This is a genomic window from Nonomuraea sp. NPDC049714 (assembly GCF_044465295.1).
Classification (GTDB): Bacteria; Actinomycetota; Actinomycetes; order Streptosporangiales; family Streptosporangiaceae; genus Nonomuraea.
Genome location: NZ_JBITLM010000003.1, coordinates 30,821 through 47,117 on the forward strand (window position 1 = coordinate 30,821; position 16,297 = coordinate 47,117).

20 protein-coding genes are annotated in these 16,297 nt (G+C 69.4%); 10 read left to right on the forward strand and 10 right to left on the reverse strand.

The genetic code is table 11. The features are described 5' to 3' along the window. The first annotated feature begins 3 nt into the window (after positions 1–3). Both ACIBQX_RS13425 and ACIBQX_RS13430 read left to right on the forward strand, forming a co-directional pair. Positions 4–627, forward strand: coding sequence for an NADPH-dependent F420 reductase (locus ACIBQX_RS13425; RefSeq protein WP_397003958.1), 624 nt, complete (start codon positions 4–6; stop codon positions 625–627). A gap of 111 nt (positions 628–738) precedes the next feature. Next, a complete protein-coding gene (locus tag ACIBQX_RS13430; RefSeq protein ID WP_397003960.1) occupies positions 739–1,077 on the forward strand; it encodes a hypothetical protein in 339 nt (112 codons plus the stop codon). Here the strand turns inward: ACIBQX_RS13430 and ACIBQX_RS13435 are convergent. The 4 genes from ACIBQX_RS13435 to ACIBQX_RS13450 all read right to left on the reverse strand — a co-directional run bounded on the left by ACIBQX_RS13435 (position 1,004) and on the right by ACIBQX_RS13450 (position 4,205). Further along, on the reverse strand, positions 1,004–1,897 hold the full coding sequence (locus ACIBQX_RS13435) for an aldo/keto reductase (RefSeq protein ID WP_397003962.1): 894 nt from the start codon (positions 1,895–1,897) through the stop codon (positions 1,004–1,006). The two genes, ACIBQX_RS13430 and ACIBQX_RS13435, sit on opposite strands and share 74 nt — an antisense overlap. Further along, entirely contained in the window at positions 1,894–2,451 is a 558-nt protein-coding gene (locus ACIBQX_RS13440; protein WP_397003964.1) for a TetR/AcrR family transcriptional regulator, read from the reverse strand. The genes ACIBQX_RS13435 and ACIBQX_RS13440 overlap by 4 nt, the downstream gene beginning before the upstream one ends. A 446-nt stretch (positions 2,452–2,897) precedes the next feature. After that, positions 2,898–3,578, reverse strand: a complete 681-nt coding sequence (locus ACIBQX_RS13445) for an SDR family NAD(P)-dependent oxidoreductase (RefSeq protein ID WP_397003966.1) — start codon at positions 3,576–3,578, stop codon at positions 2,898–2,900. Positions 3,579–3,671: 93 nt separating this feature from the next. After that, positions 3,672–4,205, reverse strand: a complete 534-nt coding sequence (locus ACIBQX_RS13450; RefSeq protein ID WP_397003968.1) for a DsbA family protein — start codon at positions 4,203–4,205, stop codon at positions 3,672–3,674. 105 nt (positions 4,206–4,310) lie between these two features. Here ACIBQX_RS13450 and ACIBQX_RS13455 point away from each other — a divergent pair, with 105 nt between their 5' ends. After that, positions 4,311–4,712, forward strand: a complete 402-nt coding sequence (locus ACIBQX_RS13455; protein WP_397003970.1) for a winged helix-turn-helix transcriptional regulator — start codon at positions 4,311–4,313, stop codon at positions 4,710–4,712. Positions 4,713–4,857: 145 nt separating this feature from the next. Here ACIBQX_RS13455 and ACIBQX_RS13460 read toward each other — a convergent pair whose 3' ends face one another. The 3 genes from ACIBQX_RS13460 to ACIBQX_RS13470 form a co-directional block, all read right to left on the reverse strand. Further along, positions 4,858–5,253: a TetR/AcrR family transcriptional regulator C-terminal domain-containing protein gene (locus ACIBQX_RS13460; protein ID WP_397003972.1), complete on the reverse strand. Its 396-nt coding sequence runs from the start codon at positions 5,251–5,253 to the stop codon at positions 4,858–4,860. Beyond that, positions 5,163–5,414, reverse strand: a complete 252-nt coding sequence (locus ACIBQX_RS13465) for a sigma factor (RefSeq protein ID WP_397003974.1) — start codon at positions 5,412–5,414, stop codon at positions 5,163–5,165. The genes ACIBQX_RS13460 and ACIBQX_RS13465 overlap by 91 nt, the downstream gene beginning before the upstream one ends. 272 nt (positions 5,415–5,686) lie before the next feature. After that, positions 5,687–6,913 (reverse strand): alpha/beta hydrolase family protein, encoded by a 1,227-nt coding sequence (locus ACIBQX_RS13470; RefSeq protein ID WP_397003976.1) that lies wholly within the window; start codon positions 6,911–6,913, stop codon positions 5,687–5,689. A gap of 277 nt (positions 6,914–7,190) precedes the next feature. On the opposite strand from ACIBQX_RS13470, the gene ACIBQX_RS13475 reads away from it, so the two are divergent. Continuing rightward, positions 7,191–8,582, forward strand: coding sequence for a cytochrome bc complex cytochrome b subunit (locus ACIBQX_RS13475; protein WP_397003978.1), 1,392 nt, complete (start codon positions 7,191–7,193; stop codon positions 8,580–8,582). A 45-nt stretch (positions 8,583–8,627) separates the two neighbouring features. Then, positions 8,628–10,067, forward strand: coding sequence for a PLP-dependent aminotransferase family protein (locus tag ACIBQX_RS13480; protein WP_397003980.1), 1,440 nt, complete (start codon positions 8,628–8,630; stop codon positions 10,065–10,067). 76 nt (positions 10,068–10,143) lie between these two features. On the opposite strand, the gene ACIBQX_RS13485 is transcribed toward ACIBQX_RS13480, so the two are convergent. Both ACIBQX_RS13485 and ACIBQX_RS13490 read right to left on the reverse strand, forming a co-directional pair. After that, positions 10,144–10,707 (reverse strand): SDR family oxidoreductase, encoded by a 564-nt coding sequence (locus tag ACIBQX_RS13485; RefSeq protein ID WP_397003982.1) that lies wholly within the window; start codon positions 10,705–10,707, stop codon positions 10,144–10,146. Between the two features lie 14 nt (positions 10,708–10,721). Then, positions 10,722–11,039, reverse strand: a complete 318-nt coding sequence (locus tag ACIBQX_RS13490) for a cupin domain-containing protein (RefSeq protein ID WP_397003984.1) — start codon at positions 11,037–11,039, stop codon at positions 10,722–10,724. Between the two features lie 384 nt (positions 11,040–11,423). Here ACIBQX_RS13490 and ACIBQX_RS13495 point away from each other — a divergent pair, with 384 nt between their 5' ends. The 4 genes from ACIBQX_RS13495 to ACIBQX_RS13510 all read left to right on the forward strand — a co-directional run bounded on the left by ACIBQX_RS13495 (position 11,424) and on the right by ACIBQX_RS13510 (position 14,097). Further along, entirely contained in the window at positions 11,424–11,633 is a 210-nt protein-coding gene (locus ACIBQX_RS13495; protein ID WP_397003986.1) for a hypothetical protein, read from the forward strand. Further along, a complete protein-coding gene (locus ACIBQX_RS13500) occupies positions 11,626–12,357 on the forward strand; it encodes a sigma factor (RefSeq protein WP_397003988.1) in 732 nt (243 codons plus the stop codon). The genes ACIBQX_RS13495 and ACIBQX_RS13500 overlap by 8 nt, the downstream gene beginning before the upstream one ends. A 70-nt stretch (positions 12,358–12,427) precedes the next feature. Further along, positions 12,428–13,369, forward strand: a complete 942-nt coding sequence (gene sigJ / locus ACIBQX_RS13505) for an RNA polymerase sigma factor SigJ (protein ID WP_397003990.1) — start codon at positions 12,428–12,430, stop codon at positions 13,367–13,369. A 320-nt stretch (positions 13,370–13,689) separates the two neighbouring features. Then, the gene (locus ACIBQX_RS13510) at positions 13,690–14,097 is read left to right on the forward strand and encodes a RidA family protein (RefSeq protein ID WP_397003992.1); all 408 of its coding nucleotides are present in this window, start codon (positions 13,690–13,692) and stop codon (positions 14,095–14,097) included. Positions 14,098–14,154: 57 nt separating this feature from the next. Here ACIBQX_RS13510 and ACIBQX_RS13515 read toward each other — a convergent pair whose 3' ends face one another. Continuing rightward, the gene (locus ACIBQX_RS13515) at positions 14,155–15,081 is read right to left on the reverse strand and encodes a phosphotransferase (protein WP_397003994.1); all 927 of its coding nucleotides are present in this window, start codon (positions 15,079–15,081) and stop codon (positions 14,155–14,157) included. 238 nt (positions 15,082–15,319) lie between these two features. Here ACIBQX_RS13515 and ACIBQX_RS13520 point away from each other — a divergent pair, with 238 nt between their 5' ends. Continuing rightward, positions 15,320–16,279, forward strand: coding sequence for a lysostaphin resistance A-like protein (locus tag ACIBQX_RS13520; RefSeq protein WP_397003996.1), 960 nt, complete (start codon positions 15,320–15,322; stop codon positions 16,277–16,279). Positions 16,280–16,297 lie beyond the last annotated feature (18 nt).

Genomic DNA, 16,297 nt, shown 5'->3' on the forward strand with positions numbered 1-16,297 from the left:
CTCATGAGCAACATCAGCATCATCGGCACCGGGAACATGGCCCGCACCATCGGCGCGCGGGCGGTAGCGGGCGGCAACACCGTCGAGGTCCTGGGCCGCGATCAGTCCAAGGCCGCTGACCTGGTTAAGGCTCTCGGCGGCGGCGCCACGACGGGAGAATGGGGCACCGCGCCGGCCGGGGACATCGTCATCGTGGCCCTGTTGTACGACGGTGTCGTGCCAGTCGTCGCCCAGTACGGAGACGCTCTCGCGGGCAAGGTGATCGTCGACATCAGCAATCCCTTCAACTCCACGTTCGACGGGCTGGCCCACCGCGAGGAGACCTCGATCGCGCAGGAAGTCGCCAAGGCGGCCCCGGCCAGCGCCAGCGTGGTGAAGGCGTTCAACACCATCTTCCGTCATGTCCTGGAGAAGGGTCGGCCGGACGTCTTCATCGCCGGCGACAATGCGCAGGCCAAGGCAAGTGTGGAGACGTTCGTCCAGAGCCTCGGGCTGCGCCCGCTGGACGTCGGCGGCCTGAAAATGGCGCACTGGCTGGAAGGAGCGGGCGTGGTCACGGTGGGCCTCGCCAACCACGGGGTGGGCAACTTGGACTTCGCCCTCAGCATCACCGAACTGCCCGGCTGAGCAAACGGTTGACGGGATCACCGAAAGGACCCGCCAGCGGCGATGATCACGCCGGTACGGTGACCGCGTGGGCACTATGGGCACCGTTCACCAGATCAAGGTCACCCTCTGGTGTGGCGGCGCGTCCATCTGCCGTCGACGGCGACCCTGGACCAGCCGCAGGAGGTGATCCAGGTAGCGATGGGCCGGGAGCAACACCACCTGCACCTGTTCGGCGAAGGCGATGCCGGGTACGGCGACAACGCCCGCGACCAGACGGCTGCGACGCTGGCCATGCTGATCCCTCGGGTCGGGGACGTGCTGGTCATTCCCGGCCTGGTCGGCCATGCCGTAGGCGCTGTTCGAAAAGCACGCCAGTCATCTCGGGTGGGGCTGGTCAGCTGGTCGGTGTACCGGCCGGGCGGGAGGGGACAGCGTCGAGCGCGGCCAGGGTGGCCTCGTCGAGGCTGAGTGCGCCCGCGTCGACGTTGGCCTGCAGGTGGTCGGCGTTGGCCGTGCCGGGGATGAGGTGCACATTCGGCGCGTGGTGCAGCAACCAGGCGAGACCGACCTGAGCGGGCGTGCTGCCCAAGCGCTGAGCCGCGGCGATGACGGCCGGCTCGTCGGTCACCTTCGGCAAGCCGGGGAAGGCGCTGCCGAGCGGAAAGTACGGCACCCAGGCGATGTTCTCGGCGAGGCAGAACCGGAGCAGGTCCTCGTCGTCGCGTGCCGCCAGGCTGTAGGCGTTCTGCACGCAGGCGATGCCGGCACCGATCGCTTGGCGCAGCCCGTCCAGCCTCACGCTGCTCAGTCCGATGGCGCCGATCTTGCCCTCGTCGCGCAGCGCGGTCATCTCGGCGAGCTGGTCGTCGAGGTCGACGACCTGGTCGGCGTCGAGGGGGATGCGGGGTGCGGCATCCATGCGGCGCAGGTTCACCAGCGGGATCTGCTCGAGACCGAGGCTGACCAGGTTGGCCTCGACGCTGGCCCGGAGCTCCTGCGGACGCTGGGCGGGTCGCATCGGGATGGGGCCGCCCGGGTTGGGGTCGGCGCCGACCTTGGTGGCGACGAGCACCCCGTCGTCGGGACGCAGCGCCTCGCGCAGGAGTCCGTTGACGAACCCGTCGCCGTAGAACTGGGCGGTGTCGATGTGGTCGATGCCGAGCTCGACCGCGCGGCGAACGATCGCCAGGGCGGTGCTGCGGTCGCCGTGCAGGCGCTCCAGTTGCATCGCGCCGTAGCCGATCCGGAAAACGGTGCGGCCGGCGAAGGGAGCGGTCACGGTGGTCATGAGACTGTCTCCTCAGTCGTTGATCTCAGGGCGGTGTACAGCAGTTCGGCCTGGTAGAGCGCCATGACGCGGCGGGCGATCGGGGCGGCGCGCTCCCGGGCCCCGGACGGCTCGTGGTGCTCGACCTTGACGAGCCAGGCCGTTACGCAGTCGTGCAGCAGCGTGCGCATCCGCTCGGTCATGTCGACGACGATGTCGCGGATGTCCGGGGTGGTGGTCGCCTCACCCCAGGTCTGCACGCCCACCCGGGCCTGGGAGGGGTCGATCGCGGCGATCAGGCGGGCGAGCAGTTCGTCGGGATCGGGTGGGACGTCGTCCGCGGCGTACTCACCGATGACGTCGGCGCGCTTGGCGAGCACCTCGCGGACGACGGCCCGGATCAGGTCGGCCTTGTTGTGGTAGTGCGCGTAGATCGAGCCGGCCGAGAGGCCGGACTCGGCGATGATGTCGGCGATCGAGGTCCCCTTCAGGCCGGTGCGGCCGAAGCAGCGGACGGCGGCCTCGGCGATCTGGGCACGACGGAGCTCTTTCCGCGCGTCGGTGAGCCGCGGCACCACACCCCCACAAAGAGAATAATCATTCGGTTTGCGGGGCAACACTAACAGAATCGACGTTCTTTTTGGCACGGAGGAGTCTGCCCCGGTGTCAACGCGCGCGTACGTACAGGGTGGCGACCTCGGGCAGCCCGCCTGTCATGGTGCACCGCTCGAACATTGCGTTCCATGCCCTGAGCTGCGGCTAAGCGGCGTCGAGTTCGGTCACGTCACGGGAGGGCTGCGTTGCGACGTTCGGAAGCCGCCGACGCCGGGGACTCGGCACCGTAAGGGCTGGAAGTAACGCCAGGCCGCCACCGAGACGGTCGCGAAGCCCGCGCCCGCTCGCAGGAAGAGCTGTCCCGGAAACGGTCGTCTAAGGGATGGAGGTGAGAACGCTACGGCGCGGTCCTAGAGGTCGAGGAACGGCGGAACAGCCATCAGCGGCACGGGGCTGTTCGAGCAGGTCAGGCGGTGAAGACGGCCTCGGAGCGGTCGCGGTTTTCGTGCAGGTTCCAGTACAGGGGCGCGATCTGCTCGGGCGTGGCCGTCGGGCTGCCTTCCGGGCCGCCCCCGCCGATCCAGACGTCGATCACCACGTGCGCGGCGTGCACGCCGCTGCCGGCCAGTTCCTTGTCCAGGTTGATCACCCAGTTGCGCAGAGCCGCCTGGGCCGGGTTGACGTTGCCGAACATCGGCACCGGGTCCACGGAACCGCCGCCCGCGGTGAACAGCAGGGTCCCGGCGCCCGCCTCGCGCATCGCGGGCAGCACCGCCTGGGCCGCCGTGATGGCGCCGTAGAAGGCGTACTCGATCATCGGCTGCAGATTGTCCACCGTGACCTCCGAGGGAGCGGCCAGGGTGAGGCCGGGCACCGGGGAGTGCGGGGCCGGCGAGTACTCCAGTACGTCGATGCCGCCGAAGCGGGCCTTGGCCGCGTCCAGGGCATCGGTCAGTGAGGCGCGGTCGAGGATGTCGGCGGGGAACGCGGCGGCCGTGATGCCTTCCTGGCCGAGCTGGGCGACCAGCGTTTCCAGCTTCTCCTTGGTACGGGCGATCAGGGCGACGTCGAAGCCGCGGCTGCCGAAGGTGCGGGCGACGGCCAGGCCCATGCCGGGGCCGGCGCCGACGATGGCGAGAGTGGGCACAGTGAGATCTCTTCCGTTTTGTGGCCGCCGGGACATGCGGAGATCGGATGCCCGGCTGGCGTGTGGATCAGGTGTGTAGATCAGGCGCGTAGATCAGGCGTGGGCGGCGGGAACCGCGCAGCCGTCCGGGCCGCAGATCGCCGCGTCGTTGTCGGCAACGAGAACGGTTGGGTGGGTCTCGTCCCAGACCTGGTGCAGGATGCCGAGCAGGGTGTCGGTGTCCTGTGCGCCGGAAAGGGCGTATCGGCCGTCGAAGCTGCCCTCGGTGAGCACGCGCCCGTGGTTCTTGCCCTCCGCCGAGGCGTGGGCGAGGAACTGGTGGGCGAGCCGGGTGTTGCTGACCTGCTTGTCCAGCACCCTGTAGGGGCTCAGGCCTTCCTGCTCGGCCATCGCCTCGATCTGGCGGGCTGACGCCTCCAGGCGGGCGTCGGCCAGGCCGTACTTGCGCGACATGGCCTCGCGGACGCTGATCGTGCTGCCGACGGTGACACCGTCGCTCAGCGGGAACGAGCGGTGGATCACTTCCACCTCCTCACCGTGCTCGAACCGCTCCACGGCGCGGTCCAGGCGGTGGCTGCCCAGGCCGCACCAGAGGCAGGTGATCTCGGACCAGATCTCGACTCTCATGGCGCACCCCCAATTCCTACTATTTGTGCGTAGCGCCATGATGGACCAGTATGAAAGGCCGTACAAAAGGCACATCGATGTGCGTACCGGAAGGGAATGTGCCCCATGGACGTCGCAGCCCGGTCAGGTGCCGCAGCAGAGCGAGGACCGTGCGCCGGCATCCCCGCCGAGCAGATGGACTTCATTCGCCAGGTACTGGACCGCGTCGGGGACAAGTGGAGCCTGCTGGTGATCGCCGCACTTGAGGCCGGCCCGCTGCGCTACACCGACCTGCGGCGCGACGTCCCCGGCATCTCACAACGGATGCTCACCCTGACCGTGCGCCAACTCCAGCAGGACGGCTTGGTGACCCGGACCGCCTACGCGGAGGTGCCGCCGCGTGTGGAGTACGCCCTCACGCCCCTGGGCCGCAGCCTCCACCACATCGTCACGTCCCTGATCACCTGGGTCGCCGACCACCACGGCCAGATCCGCGAACACCGGGCCCACACCGCCACCAGGCCCTGATGCCCGACCCGCTTCGGGACGTGTCGGCGGCTTGAGCGAGACAACCGCAAGAAGTTCAACGCGCAGACTTGACGGCTAACGGCAGGGACTCCCCGATCGCCCCCCATGATCACGTTCGCGGTGCCCTAACTGCTCCGCTGCCAGGTCAAGAGGCCGACGATAGGCGGGCGCGCATGCCTTCGAGGATCAGCGACAGGCCGTGTTCGAACGTCTCCTCGCCCTGAGGGTGGCCGCTTTCCAAGAAGACTTCCAGCAGGTGCGGGTGGCCGGCGAGCCATTGGTGAGCCGTATCGAGGTTCTCCCGTTGCCCCTGCGGGGGGCTCGCCTGTTCCTCCAGGACGAACCCGTTGACGTAGTTGCTGAGGGTCAGCAGGCCGCGCAGCGCCTCGCGAGGAGGGAATCCGGCGCGCTCCAGGGATTCCAGCGCGGCGTGCAGGACCGGCAGGGTGTTCAGGCCAGGCAGATCCTGCTGGTCACCCGCACGAGCCAGGCGGTCCGCGAGCGGATGGCGCGCCGTGCTTCGTCGGACATGGCATACCACCGCGCGTAGGCGTCCTGCACGACGTCCTCGGCGTCGTGGGTGGAGCCGAGCATTCTGAACGCGAGATTCATCAAGGTGACGCGATCGTCCAGCGACACGGCGGCGCGCTCGTCGAAGATCGAACCCAGGGGGAGGGCGGCCTGCCCCCGGTCGCGTGGCACGACGGCTCTCCTTCCGCGGTTCACGTGGGCGCACCACCCGAGATCACTGTTTCTCCCGGTTTACAGAGGTTATGCCGCTGTACACCGCATTCATCCCACATCCGAGACAAAAACCCGTACCCCGCAGTGCCCAGGCAGTTCGTCCGCCGCGCTCCAGGAGAAGCGGCCACAGGATGATGTCCGCGTAGATGGCGTCACGCTCGCCGTCGCGGACGGCGGTGAACGAGTCGGCGCTTACGGACGGGCCCGTTGAACTTCCCCCTGCCCAGCCGTCATCGGCCCTTGTGGCTGTTGAGCCAGTTGACGACGTCAGTGGCCGCGCCGCCTTCGTTGTGCGGGGTCAGCACGGAGTAGTGGTCCTTGCCCGGGTAGACGCGGAACTTGACCGTGGTGCCGAATGCGCGGGCGTTGCGTACCGCTTGCCCGGTCACTGCGATCTTGATGGACGGGTCCCGATCACCCTGGAGCAGCAGCATCGGGCCGGGCGTCTTCCCACGAGGCACACTCTGCGCGTCCAGCAAGGGCTGCAACTTCAGCGCGGCCTCCAGGGTCTGGGGCGTGAACTGGAAGTCGTTCAGCTTGTCGCCGAGGTCGGCGGAGAAGTCCTCCCAGATCTTCGCGGTGCACTCCTTCTCGGCCACGGGCAGCATGTGCATGGCCTGGTCGCCGAGGTAATCGTCGTACCGCAAGCTGGGGTGCAGCGTCTTCAAGCCTTGCAGCGCCAGCAGATAGAAGCCGCGGTCCACAGGGCTGGGCGAGCCGTAGTTGTAGGCCTGACCGACGTTGGTCACCGGTGCCAGCCCGACCGTGCCCCGAAAATCGAGGCCCCGGCCCCAGGTCGTGGAGAGTTCCCCGGCGGCGATGGCGGCCTGCCCGCCCTGGGAATGCCCGACGGCGAACCACGACTTCGACAGCGTGGGCTCGGCCTGGACCGCGGCGCGAACGGCATCGATCATGCCACGGCCTTCGCTGTCGGCCACGATGTAGGGATGCTCACCAAGGGTGCCCAGGCCCTCGTAGTCGGTCGCGGCCACCGCATAACCGGCCTTGAGCAGTTCGACGAGAAAACCGCTGTAACCGTACAGGTCGACCTTGCCGTCCTTGTTCGCCGTGATGGACGGAGCGCACTGGTCGTTGGTGCCGGAGGACCCGCGTCCCCACGACACCACGGGCCGGCCTCCCTTGGGCGCCCTGCCTTTCGGCTTGAGAAGCACCCCACTGACCACGATGTCAGCACCGTCCAGCGACCGGGAGCGATAGGTGATCCGATCCGCCCGCCCGGCCACCGACGCCAGCACCAGGTCGAGGGCGGCGACGGCCTTGGCCGACACCAGCTCCCCCGCGCCCTTGGGACTGGTCACCGAATGTGCCTGCGCCGCAGGCCGCTGCGCGGTCACCGGCTGTCGGCCGCTGTTCTGGACGGCGAGCGGCGTTCCCGCGGCCAGTGTCGCCGTCACGGCCGCCCCGAGGGCGAGACTGCGGAACTTCGTTGCTTGCATCGATGACCTCCCCGATCGCTCCCAGCCGTTGCAGCAGGCCAGGAGTCCTGTTGGCTACGACTGTCTCGACGACAGGGACGGGGCCGGTGTGATGATTCCCATCGAACTGTGAGGGAAGCCACACGCGGAAAGGCCCCTATAGATGCAGACGTGATCACCTCAGCCCTCGACCACGGCCCGATGTCAGTGACGCGAATCACCGTCGCAGACGCGTCCTCGCCGTCACACCGACCGGCCCGATTTCGTCATGTGAATGAGGCAAGGTCAGGGGGACCACATGCGTTCGTTGCCGGCCCAGCGCCGCTCATTTCAGTTCTCGCACTGGTCGTTCATGTTCGCGCAGATCGCCGTCTGGTCGTTCGTCGTCCTGGCGGTGACCGGGGCGGTGCTGATGGTGTTCTACGACCCCAGCATGGCCCGGGTGACCTATGACGGCTCGTACGGTCCGCTACGCGGGCTCCTCGTCAGCAAGGCCTTCGACTCCACCATGCATCTGAGTCTGGAGGTGCGCGGCGGACTGCTCATCCGCCAGATGCACCACTGGGCGGCGCTCGTCTTCATGGCGGCCGTCGTGGTGCAACTGCTGCGTATGTTCCTCACCGGCGCGTTCCGCCGCCCGCGCACGAGGCAGTGGCTGATCTGGGTGACGCTGCTGGCCCTGGGCATGGCCGCGGGTGAGAGCGGCAACGCCCTGCCGGACGATCTGCTGTCGGGTGGGAGCCTGTGGCTGATCATGTCGGTGGTGCAGTCCGTCCCCGTGGTGGGAACCTGGGTGTTCTCGCTGCTGTTCGGCCCGGAATTCCCCGGTGAGCGGGTCATTCCGGTCCTGTACGGGGGGCACCTGCTGATCGCGGTCGTCATGGCCGCGCTGCTGATCGCCCGTGAACTGCTCGTGCGGCGGCACGGCCACTCCCGGTTCATCGCCGCGATGCCGGCGCGGCGGAGCGCAGGTCCGGCGATGGCGCTCGCGACGATCGGCATGCTGATCATCCTCGGGTTCGGTTTCCAGATCGCCCCTATATGGCTGTACGGCCCCGCCACGCCGACGCAGAGCTCGGCGGGCTCGGTTCCCGACTGGTACATGGGATTTCTCGACGGCGCCCTCCGGATCATGCCCGGGTGGGAGCTCACCCTCGGCGACTACACGCTCAGCCTCGCGGTCCTCGTCCCCACACTGGTGGTGCCTGGGGTCTTCTTCACCGCCCTGGCCGCCTACCCGGCGGCCGAGCGCTTCCTCGTCTCGCGACGCGGTCGCCGGGACGCGCTGGGCCGCCCCAAGGCCACGAGCCGCATGACCCGCGAGACGCTCGCGCGTGACCTGCTCGACCGGCCACGCGACACCCCGCTGAAGAGTGCCATCGCGGTCGCCGGCGTCACGTTCTACGGCCTGCTGTGGACGGCCTCGGCCAACGACCAGATCGCCCACCAGTTCCACCTGACCGTCGAAACGGTGACGATCTTCTTCAGGTACGCCGTGGTCATCGGCCCCGTCATCGCCTTCATCGGCACACGGTGGATCTGCCTCGCGCTTCAGCGTACGGATCAGCTCGTGGCCGAGCGCGGCGTGGAGACGGGGATCATCACGCGGTCCCCGGACGGCGGATTCCACGAACGGCTGGCGCCCGCGCAGCAGGAGCGCCGCGAGCCGACGATCACTTCAGGGCGATGAAAGCGACACTGAGGATAAGAGGCGAGGCCGAAGGAGGGTCGGTCGATGCGAGGCTCGCCGGACGAGGCTGACTTCAGGTCAGGGCTCGACCTGCATCTCGACCTGACCGGTGACCGCGGGGCCGGGCGGTCGCTGGAGAACGCCCTGCGCGAGGCCGTCCGGCGGGGACGACTGACCGCGGGCACCCGGCTGCCCGGCACCCGTAGCCTCGCCGCCGACCTCGGCTTGTCCAGGGGCACGGTCGTCCAGGCCTACACGCAGCTCATCGCCGGAGGGTGGCTGACAGGCGTGCGCGGATCCGGCACCCGGGTGGCCGATGTGCTGCCGGAGTCCGGCACCAGCGAGGCCGCCGACCACGGCCCTCCGGGGCTCCGCGTCACGGCCCTCGGCGACCTGCGTCCCGGCCGGCCCGACGTCAGCACGTTTCCGCGCGCGGACTGGGTTGCCGGCGTCCGCCGGGTGATGTCGGCGATGGAGTCCGAGCAGATGGGCTACCCCGATCCGGCAGGCATGCCCGCGCTGCGCTCGGCAGTCGCCGAATACGTCTCGCGGACCCGTGGAGTGTGGGCGAGCGCCGGATCGACGGTGATCACCGCCGGGTTCACTCAGGCGCTCGCACTGCTCGCGCGCACCTTCCGCGGTCTCGGCACCCGGCGCGCGGCCACCGAGAACCCGGGGTTCGCGGTGCACCGCGAACTGCTGGCCGCGGCGGGGGTCGACCCTGTGCCGCTGCCGGTGGACACCGGTGGCTCCGATCCGGCGCGCCTGCCGGACGGCGCGGGGTTCGCGCTGCTCACTCCCGCCCACCAGCACCCGTGGGGTGTCGTGCTGGCGCCCGGGAGGCGCTCGGCGTTCATCGACTGGGCCCGGCGGACCGACGCCTACGTGATCGAGGACGATTACGACGGCGAGTTCCGCTACGACCAGCAACCGGTGGGCGCGATGCAGGCGCTGGCACCCGACCGGGTGATCTACGCGGGCAGCACCAGCAAGACCCTGGCACCGGGGGCGCGGCTCGGGTGGCTGGTGGTGCCCGCCCCCCTGCGCGGCCCGCTGCTGCAGACCGTGCGAGAGACCGGCTCGACGCCCCCGGTGATCGACCAGCTCGTGCTCGCCGACCTGCTCTCCCGTGGGAGCTACGACCGGCACGTACGGCGGGCCCGGCTGGCTTACCGGCGTCGCCGCCACGAGCTGGCCGAACGGCTGGCGGTGGTCACCGACACGCCGCTCGCGGGCGTCGCCGCCGGGTTGCACACGCTCCTACCGGTCGCCTCGGAAGCCGCCGAACGTGAACTGGTCGCCACGGCGGAGCGCGCGGGCCTGCTCCTGCAGGGCCTGCACACGGCAGATTACTGGTACCCGATGGCCGAGGAGCGGCCCGCCGCCCTGCTCATCGGCTACGCCACACCGCCGCAGCACGCCTGGCGTCAGGCGCTCGACATGCTGGTCTCGCTGGTCAGCGGGCCGTCCGGAACAAGCGGGTAGGGGTGCCACCGGCGAACGCAGCGAAGCCGTCGTGCCACAAGGGATACCTAGGCACCCAGCCGAGGTGCTTGCGGGCCTAGTGGTTGTCCGCGCCGCGCGCCCACCCGGGCCGGCCGGGGTCCGCAGTCGGCGGAGGTGGTGCGCCCACGGCCGCGCAGAAGGCGGGCACCCACTCCCGGCCCGACACCGGCTCGTCGTCGCAGACGTTGACCGCATGGCCGGCGGGCCAGGTCAGCGCCTGCACTGCCGCGATGGCGGCGTCATCGGCATGAACGAAGGAGACCACCTCGTCGTCGGCGGCCAACCTCTGTGCCACCATCCGGCGAGCGCCGGCGGCGAGTGCCGCATCGACCAGGTTGCGGGTGCCCTCCCTGCGCAGTGCCGCGTTGGCCACGACGTCACCCGCAGCAAGGTCGGTGAGCTGATGCATCACGAGGTCGGGGGCAGCCGCTCTGACGGCGGTGACGATGGCCGCGCGGTCATGGACGTCGGCCACCACCGGCTCCGCGCCCAGGGCGCGCAACGTGGCGGTCCGGTCGGGCTTCCGGGTGAGGGCGATGACCTGGTGCCCCCCGGCGACCAACCGGGGCACCACCCGCCGGCCGATGACTCCTGTCGCTCCCGCGAGGACGATCCGCATGCCGGTCGCCCTCACTACGAACGGGGAGCGCGGCGGTCACGGCGGGCCGCGAGCTCTTCGTCGTCGACGTAGGTGAGCATCGGCTCACCGGGCACGCAGAACATGACCACGACGAACCGGCTCCACCGGTCGGACAGGTTGTTGGCCGCCTGGTAGTGGATGACGTCGCCACCGGGCTCCCAGAACGCCTCGCCCGCGCGGATCACCCGTTCCGGCTCACCCTCGAGCTCGAAGATCATCTCCCCTTCGATCATGTAGCCGTAAACCGGGCCCGAGTGCCGGTGCGGCGGGGAACCGAGGTCGCCGGGCGGCAGCTCGATGAGCACAGTCATCGCATGGGCAGGATCGGGAAGCTTGAGCGGCGTCCCGTCAAGAAGCAGAGTGAGTTCGGAATTGCCTTTGAGATCCATGCCATCGACGCTAGGTGGGAAACGGACCAGTGAACTAGTCCACTTTCAGGCTGCTTGGCTGCACCACTTGCCTCAGTCGAGCGGACCAGAAGCGATCACATGAGCGAGGCGAAGTAGGGGATCACATGAGCGAGGCGAAGCAAGCGATCAGGCTCCGCGAGCTGACGCGGTCGACATCGCAAGCGTGTCGGCGCCGCTCTTGCTTGATCCCTGCGGTGTCCGCCTCACACGGGAACGCCCCTACGTCGTCGTAGAGGTATGAACGTCACACAACCTTGGGCAGTCCGGCTTCGGTGCGGCGGCTACGTGACCGTGGTGTCGGCCAACCGCCTCGCCGGAAGGATCCGGGCGGTCGACGACACGCCCCGCGGCACCGTACTCGACGACGGGCCCGGCGCCTGGTCCGACGAGCTCGGCAGCCGATACGTCCGCCGGATCCTGGGCCAGGAGCGCCGCCGGGCCGGCGCCTGCCACTGGGCCGAGCATGTCCGCCATCGTTCCGTTCGTCATGTCTGAGCCCGACCGGCCCGGGCGCTGGTCCGACGTCGGGATCAGCACGATCGTGGGCGAGCGGCGTCTGCTGGATGCGGTCGCTGAGCGTCTGCTCGGCTCGGCGCGGGACGCCGAGGACGTCGTACAGGAGACCTATGCCCGCTGGTACGCGATGCCGGAGGATCTACAGGACGAGGTCGGTTGGCCTACCGCCTGGCTCACCAGCGTCGCAAGCCGCCTGTGCTTCGAACGGCTGAACGGGGCGCGTGTGAGCCCGCTCCTCCTGGCCGAATCCCGTCACCCTGGCGAACGCGCGCCCCGTGGCGGACCGATGACGGCTCGGGTGCCCGCCTACCGGTATGACCGCATCGTCCAGGCGTTCAAGATGGCTTGCGAGGGGACAGACGGGGTCGGCGAGTTGACCGTACTGCTCGCTCCCGACGTCACCGTGATCACGGACAGCGGCGGCCGGGTACGCGCACCTCTCCAACCGATCACCGGCGCGGACCAGGTCGCGCGTTTCGTCGTCGGCCTGTTCGGCGGGCAGGCCGACGTGACCTTGGTGGCAGCGTCGATCAACGGCGGGCCGGGGCTCGTCGTCCGCGTGGGCGGCGCCACGGCTGCGGTCGTCATGCTGCGCACCTCAGACGACCGCATCCAGGACGTGTGGATCGTGATGAATCCTGACAAACTCCGCGCATGGCGGGGACACGAGGACCCCCCGCCAGACACAACGCGGACTCGATGACGCGGCCCATGGATGGCGGTGTGCCGGGCCCACGTCCTCACGTTCACGCCGGCCACATCGTCATAGAGGCATGAAGGACGATGTGCGGCAGGGGGCGTGGGCCCGTGACCATTCGGCTTCCGCCGAACGGCGGGCCCTGTTGGGGCTCGCGTACCGGATGCTCGGCTCCACCCACGACGCCGAGGACGTCGTACAGGAGACGTATTCGCGCTGGTACACGATGCCCGAGGGGGCACGGCGCGACATCAGAGCGCCCCTCGCCTGGCTGACGCGGGTGGCCGGGCGGATCTGCCTGGATCAGCTGACGTCGGCGAGGGCGCGGCGGGAACATTACGTGGGCGAGTGGATTCCCGAGCCGGTGCGGGACCTCGGGGTGTGGACCAGCGTCGTGGACGGGCTGGATGACCCTGTCGACCGGGTGACGCTGGACGAGTCCGTCAGCATGGGCATGCTGGTGGTCCTCGAGTCGTTCACACCCGCGGAACGAGTCGTGTTCGTGCTGCACGACGTCTTCCGCCTGCCTTTCACAGAGGTTGCCGAGGTGGTCGGCCGAAGCCCGGCGGCCTGCCGCCAGCTCGCCGTCAGCGCGCGGCGGAGGCTGGCAGGGGAACGGGCACGCCCGATGGCCGAGGCCCAGCAGCACCGCGATCTCATCTCGGCGTTCAAGCGAGCCTGCGAGTGCGGAGACTTCGACGCCCTGATCACCATGCTGGATCCCGGCGTGATCGTCCACACCGACGGTGGAGGCAAGGCGCACGCGGGGCGGCGCCCGATCGTCGGCGCCGGCAAGGCGGCCCGTCTGTTCCTCGGCCTGCTGCGCAAACAACCACGCATGGAACTCCGCGAAGAGGACGTCAACGGGCGACCCGGCGCCCTCATCCGCATCGACGGCGCCACCGTGGCCGTGGTCGCGACCGAAGCGCGCAGCGAGGTGCTCACCCGGATATGGCTGATCGTGAATCCCGACAAGCTCCACGGCTGGGACAGGCGCGCCGCAGGTGCCCGGCGTTGACGATGCGGAGGTGAAGCGCGGGTCCCGATCGTGGATCAAGAACCGCAGCCCGGCGATGCGCTTTCCCAGATCCATCACCAGGTCGCGGGAGCCAGAGCCGATCGGTGTGACCCCACCGCGGCCGGCCACTGAGTTGACGGCGGAGCATCAGCAGCCGCCGCGCTGATCGCGCAGCGAAATCCCAGCTCACAGTACGAAACCGTGTTTCCGAGCGGGGACAGGGTGCAGCACGGTGATCATCGCCACGTAGCCTCTCGTGCCGCGATAGCATAACATTGCAGTGTTATGCTTATGATGCCTGTCTAGAGAGGAGCAAGACCATGACCGTGCAGCTGATCCATCCCGAGCGGGTCAACCGGGTCGACGTCCACCACCAGGTCGCCGACACCCAGGGCTCCCGCACCGTGTACCTGGCCGGGCAGGTGTCCTGGGACACCGAGGGCAACCTCGTGGGCCCCGACGACGTCGCGGCTCAGGCCGAGCAGGCCTACCTCAACATCGCCGCGGCGCTCGACGCCGTCGGGGCGACGGTGGCCGACCTGGCCAAGGTCACCGTGTACATCGTGGGCCTCGACGAGGCCAAGGCCGAGCAGTTCGTCGTCGGGCGCGAGCGGGCGGCCGCGACGCTGGGCGTCGAGCTCCAGCAGCCGAGCACCTGGATCGGGGTCACCTCGCTGGCCGCGCCGGGCTACCTCGTCGAGGTCGACGCCATCGCCGTGCTGCCCTGAGGCGGGCGCAGCGCGACCCGGCCCGGCCGCGCCTCTCGTGCCCTCGCGCCTGCGGGGTTAGGCATTCGCCCGGCGGAGGCGTTCGGCTGCCTGTGCCCGCAGCGCATCGCCGCCCGCCGGGGGGCCACCGCACAGTGCCATCTCCCTGGCGTTGTACGCAGCCATCCACACGCCGGCCGCCCATGCGATCTCCATCTCCACGGGCGTGAACACGCGCTCTCGAAAGTCCTGATAAGCCACCAGGAACGCCTCGGAGCTCTCGATCGGCGCCAGCGTCGGCGGCCCTGCACTGGCGAACGACCCGCTCGCCGCTCCCACCAGCGCCGCCTCCGGCTGCCACGCCAGGCTGTCCCAGTCGTGCACCGCCCACAACCGCCGCCCCTGCCACCGCAGGTTCTGCGCCTCGAAATCGGCGTGGCCCAGCACGCACGGCAGACCGGCGGACAGCAGCCGCTCCCGGGCCCGCTCAGCCGCCTCGACAATGTGCTCGGGCAGGACACTCTGGTCCAGGCCGTCGAGGAAGTCGATCGCCGGCCACGTCTCAGAACCGATCTCGTCCCAGCGTACCCAGGGCGGATTCGGCAATGGCGGCGTGACGATCACACCGGCGAGTTCGGCCATCAGCCGAGCGAACACCTCCGCGCAACGCACGGCCATGTCCGGCGAGTCCCCGTGCAGCACCTCGCCGCCGGGCCGGAATTCCTCAGCGTGCACGGCCAGCGCACCGACACCGACCACCGGCGTCAGCGGCCGGGCACACGGAAACCCGCGCTCGGCCAGCCGGGCCTGGGCAGCGACACACGACGCCGCCCGGCCGTCGTCGGCACGCGCCTTGACCACCACGTCCCGGCCACCGGCCAACCGTAGACCGAACACCAGCGAGACCTGTTGGGACCGGAACAGCACGTCGGCGGGTTCGCCGCCCAGATGGTCAAGACACCAAGCCGGCAACCAGTTCGGCAACTCGTCCAGCGGCACGCTCATGACTGTGCCATAGGCGCGAACCCAGCGGAAGCGAGAGGTATGGACACAGGTGGCGAGGCCAAGGCATTGCTACCTCTCGCTGATGTCCCAGGCCCACCAGCCAGATCACCACGGATGCCGCGAGATGACCGCATGAAGGAGAGATGGCGGGGAGACAGGACGTCCACTTGAGTGTGCCCCCAGGGCACGGTGTTCGCTGGTGTGTGGAACAACCATCTCGACCCAGGAGGACCGCCCGATGTCCGCATCAGGACCCGGCCAGAACCCGGCCACGGCCGCGCGCCCGAGCACGCCGCACCAGGCCGACGGCCCGGCACCCGGACGTCGCGGGCCGGGTGTCGACGGCTCCCGGCCGTTCGGTGCCCACGTCCGCATGAGCTGGTGGCGGCCGCTGGTCGTCCTCGTCGTGCCGCCGGTCGTGATGGTGCTCCTGCAGATCCTGATGTACCAGGTCGTGGGCGTCATCGAGGGCAGCGACGACCCGATGTCCGCCACTTTCACCCCGCTGAAGTTCCTGGCCGTCAACCTGAGCGTGGGCATCGCGGGCGTGGTGGCGATCCTGCTGCTGGCACGGCTGGCGAAGGTGCCGTGGCGCAGCCTGATCAGCTCGCCACGGGCGTTCGACGGCCGACGCCTGGCGCAGTACCTGCTCGGCGCGGCCCTGCTGGTGGGCGCCGGCATCGGCGTGGTGGCGCTGGTCGCCCCCGAGTCCCCGGGCTGGGTCGCGTTCGGTGTCTCCGGGACGACGATCCTCATGCTGGTGATCACCGTGCTGAGCACCCCGATCCAGTCCGTCGGCGAGGAGCTGATGTTCCGCAGCGCCGTGCTGCCCGCCGCCGCGTCCTGGGTGCGCGCGGTTCGCCCGGCCCTCGCCGTCGGTCTGGTGGTCTCCAGCCTGGCCTTCGCGGTCGTGCACGGCTCCAGCGACCCCTGGCTGTTCGGCTACTACACCTTCATCGGCGTTGCCACGGGACTGATGGCGATCATCAGCCGCGGCATCGAGGCGCCGGCCGCGTTCCACGTCGCCAACAACGTCCTGTTCTCGAGCGTCAACGCGCTGATGGCAGACGGCGAGGGCTACACCATCGACCGGTCCACCGACACCGGTGACGCGGCCCTCCTGATCCTGGCCGCCGTCAACATCGCCATGGTCCTCCTCGTCTGGGTGCGCGAGCGACGTGCACGGAGCACGACCTAGAATCGGCGCCGGACGACG

What these genes read in the sequence shown, in the direction of transcription:
- ACIBQX_RS13425 (WP_397003958.1), top strand. Translation starts at nt 4, where the DNA reads ATGAGCAACATCAGCATCATCGGCACCGGGAACATGGCCCGCACCATC.
- ACIBQX_RS13435 (WP_397003962.1), bottom strand. Translation starts at nt 1,897, where the DNA reads ATGACCACCGTGACCGCTCCCTTCGCCGGCCGCACCGTTTTCCGGATC.
- ACIBQX_RS13450 (WP_397003968.1), bottom strand. Translation starts at nt 4,205, where the DNA reads ATGAGAGTCGAGATCTGGTCCGAGATCACCTGCCTCTGGTGCGGCCTG.
- ACIBQX_RS13455 (WP_397003970.1), top strand. Translation starts at nt 4,311, where the DNA reads ATGGACGTCGCAGCCCGGTCAGGTGCCGCAGCAGAGCGAGGACCGTGC.
- ACIBQX_RS13470 (WP_397003976.1), bottom strand. Translation starts at nt 6,913, where the DNA reads ATGCAAGCAACGAAGTTCCGCAGTCTCGCCCTCGGGGCGGCCGTGACG.
- ACIBQX_RS13475 (WP_397003978.1), top strand. Translation starts at nt 7,191, where the DNA reads ATGCGTTCGTTGCCGGCCCAGCGCCGCTCATTTCAGTTCTCGCACTGG.
- ACIBQX_RS13480 (WP_397003980.1), top strand. Translation starts at nt 8,628, where the DNA reads ATGCGAGGCTCGCCGGACGAGGCTGACTTCAGGTCAGGGCTCGACCTG.
- ACIBQX_RS13485 (WP_397003982.1), bottom strand. Translation starts at nt 10,707, where the DNA reads ATGCGGATCGTCCTCGCGGGAGCGACAGGAGTCATCGGCCGGCGGGTG.
- ACIBQX_RS13490 (WP_397003984.1), bottom strand. Translation starts at nt 11,039, where the DNA reads ATGACTGTGCTCATCGAGCTGCCGCCCGGCGACCTCGGTTCCCCGCCG.
- ACIBQX_RS13500 (WP_397003988.1), top strand. Translation starts at nt 11,626, where the DNA reads ATGTCTGAGCCCGACCGGCCCGGGCGCTGGTCCGACGTCGGGATCAGC.
- sigJ (WP_397003990.1), top strand. Translation starts at nt 12,428, where the DNA reads ATGAAGGACGATGTGCGGCAGGGGGCGTGGGCCCGTGACCATTCGGCT.
- ACIBQX_RS13510 (WP_397003992.1), top strand. Translation starts at nt 13,690, where the DNA reads ATGACCGTGCAGCTGATCCATCCCGAGCGGGTCAACCGGGTCGACGTC.
- ACIBQX_RS13515 (WP_397003994.1), bottom strand. Translation starts at nt 15,081, where the DNA reads ATGAGCGTGCCGCTGGACGAGTTGCCGAACTGGTTGCCGGCTTGGTGT.
- ACIBQX_RS13520 (WP_397003996.1), top strand. Translation starts at nt 15,320, where the DNA reads ATGTCCGCATCAGGACCCGGCCAGAACCCGGCCACGGCCGCGCGCCCG.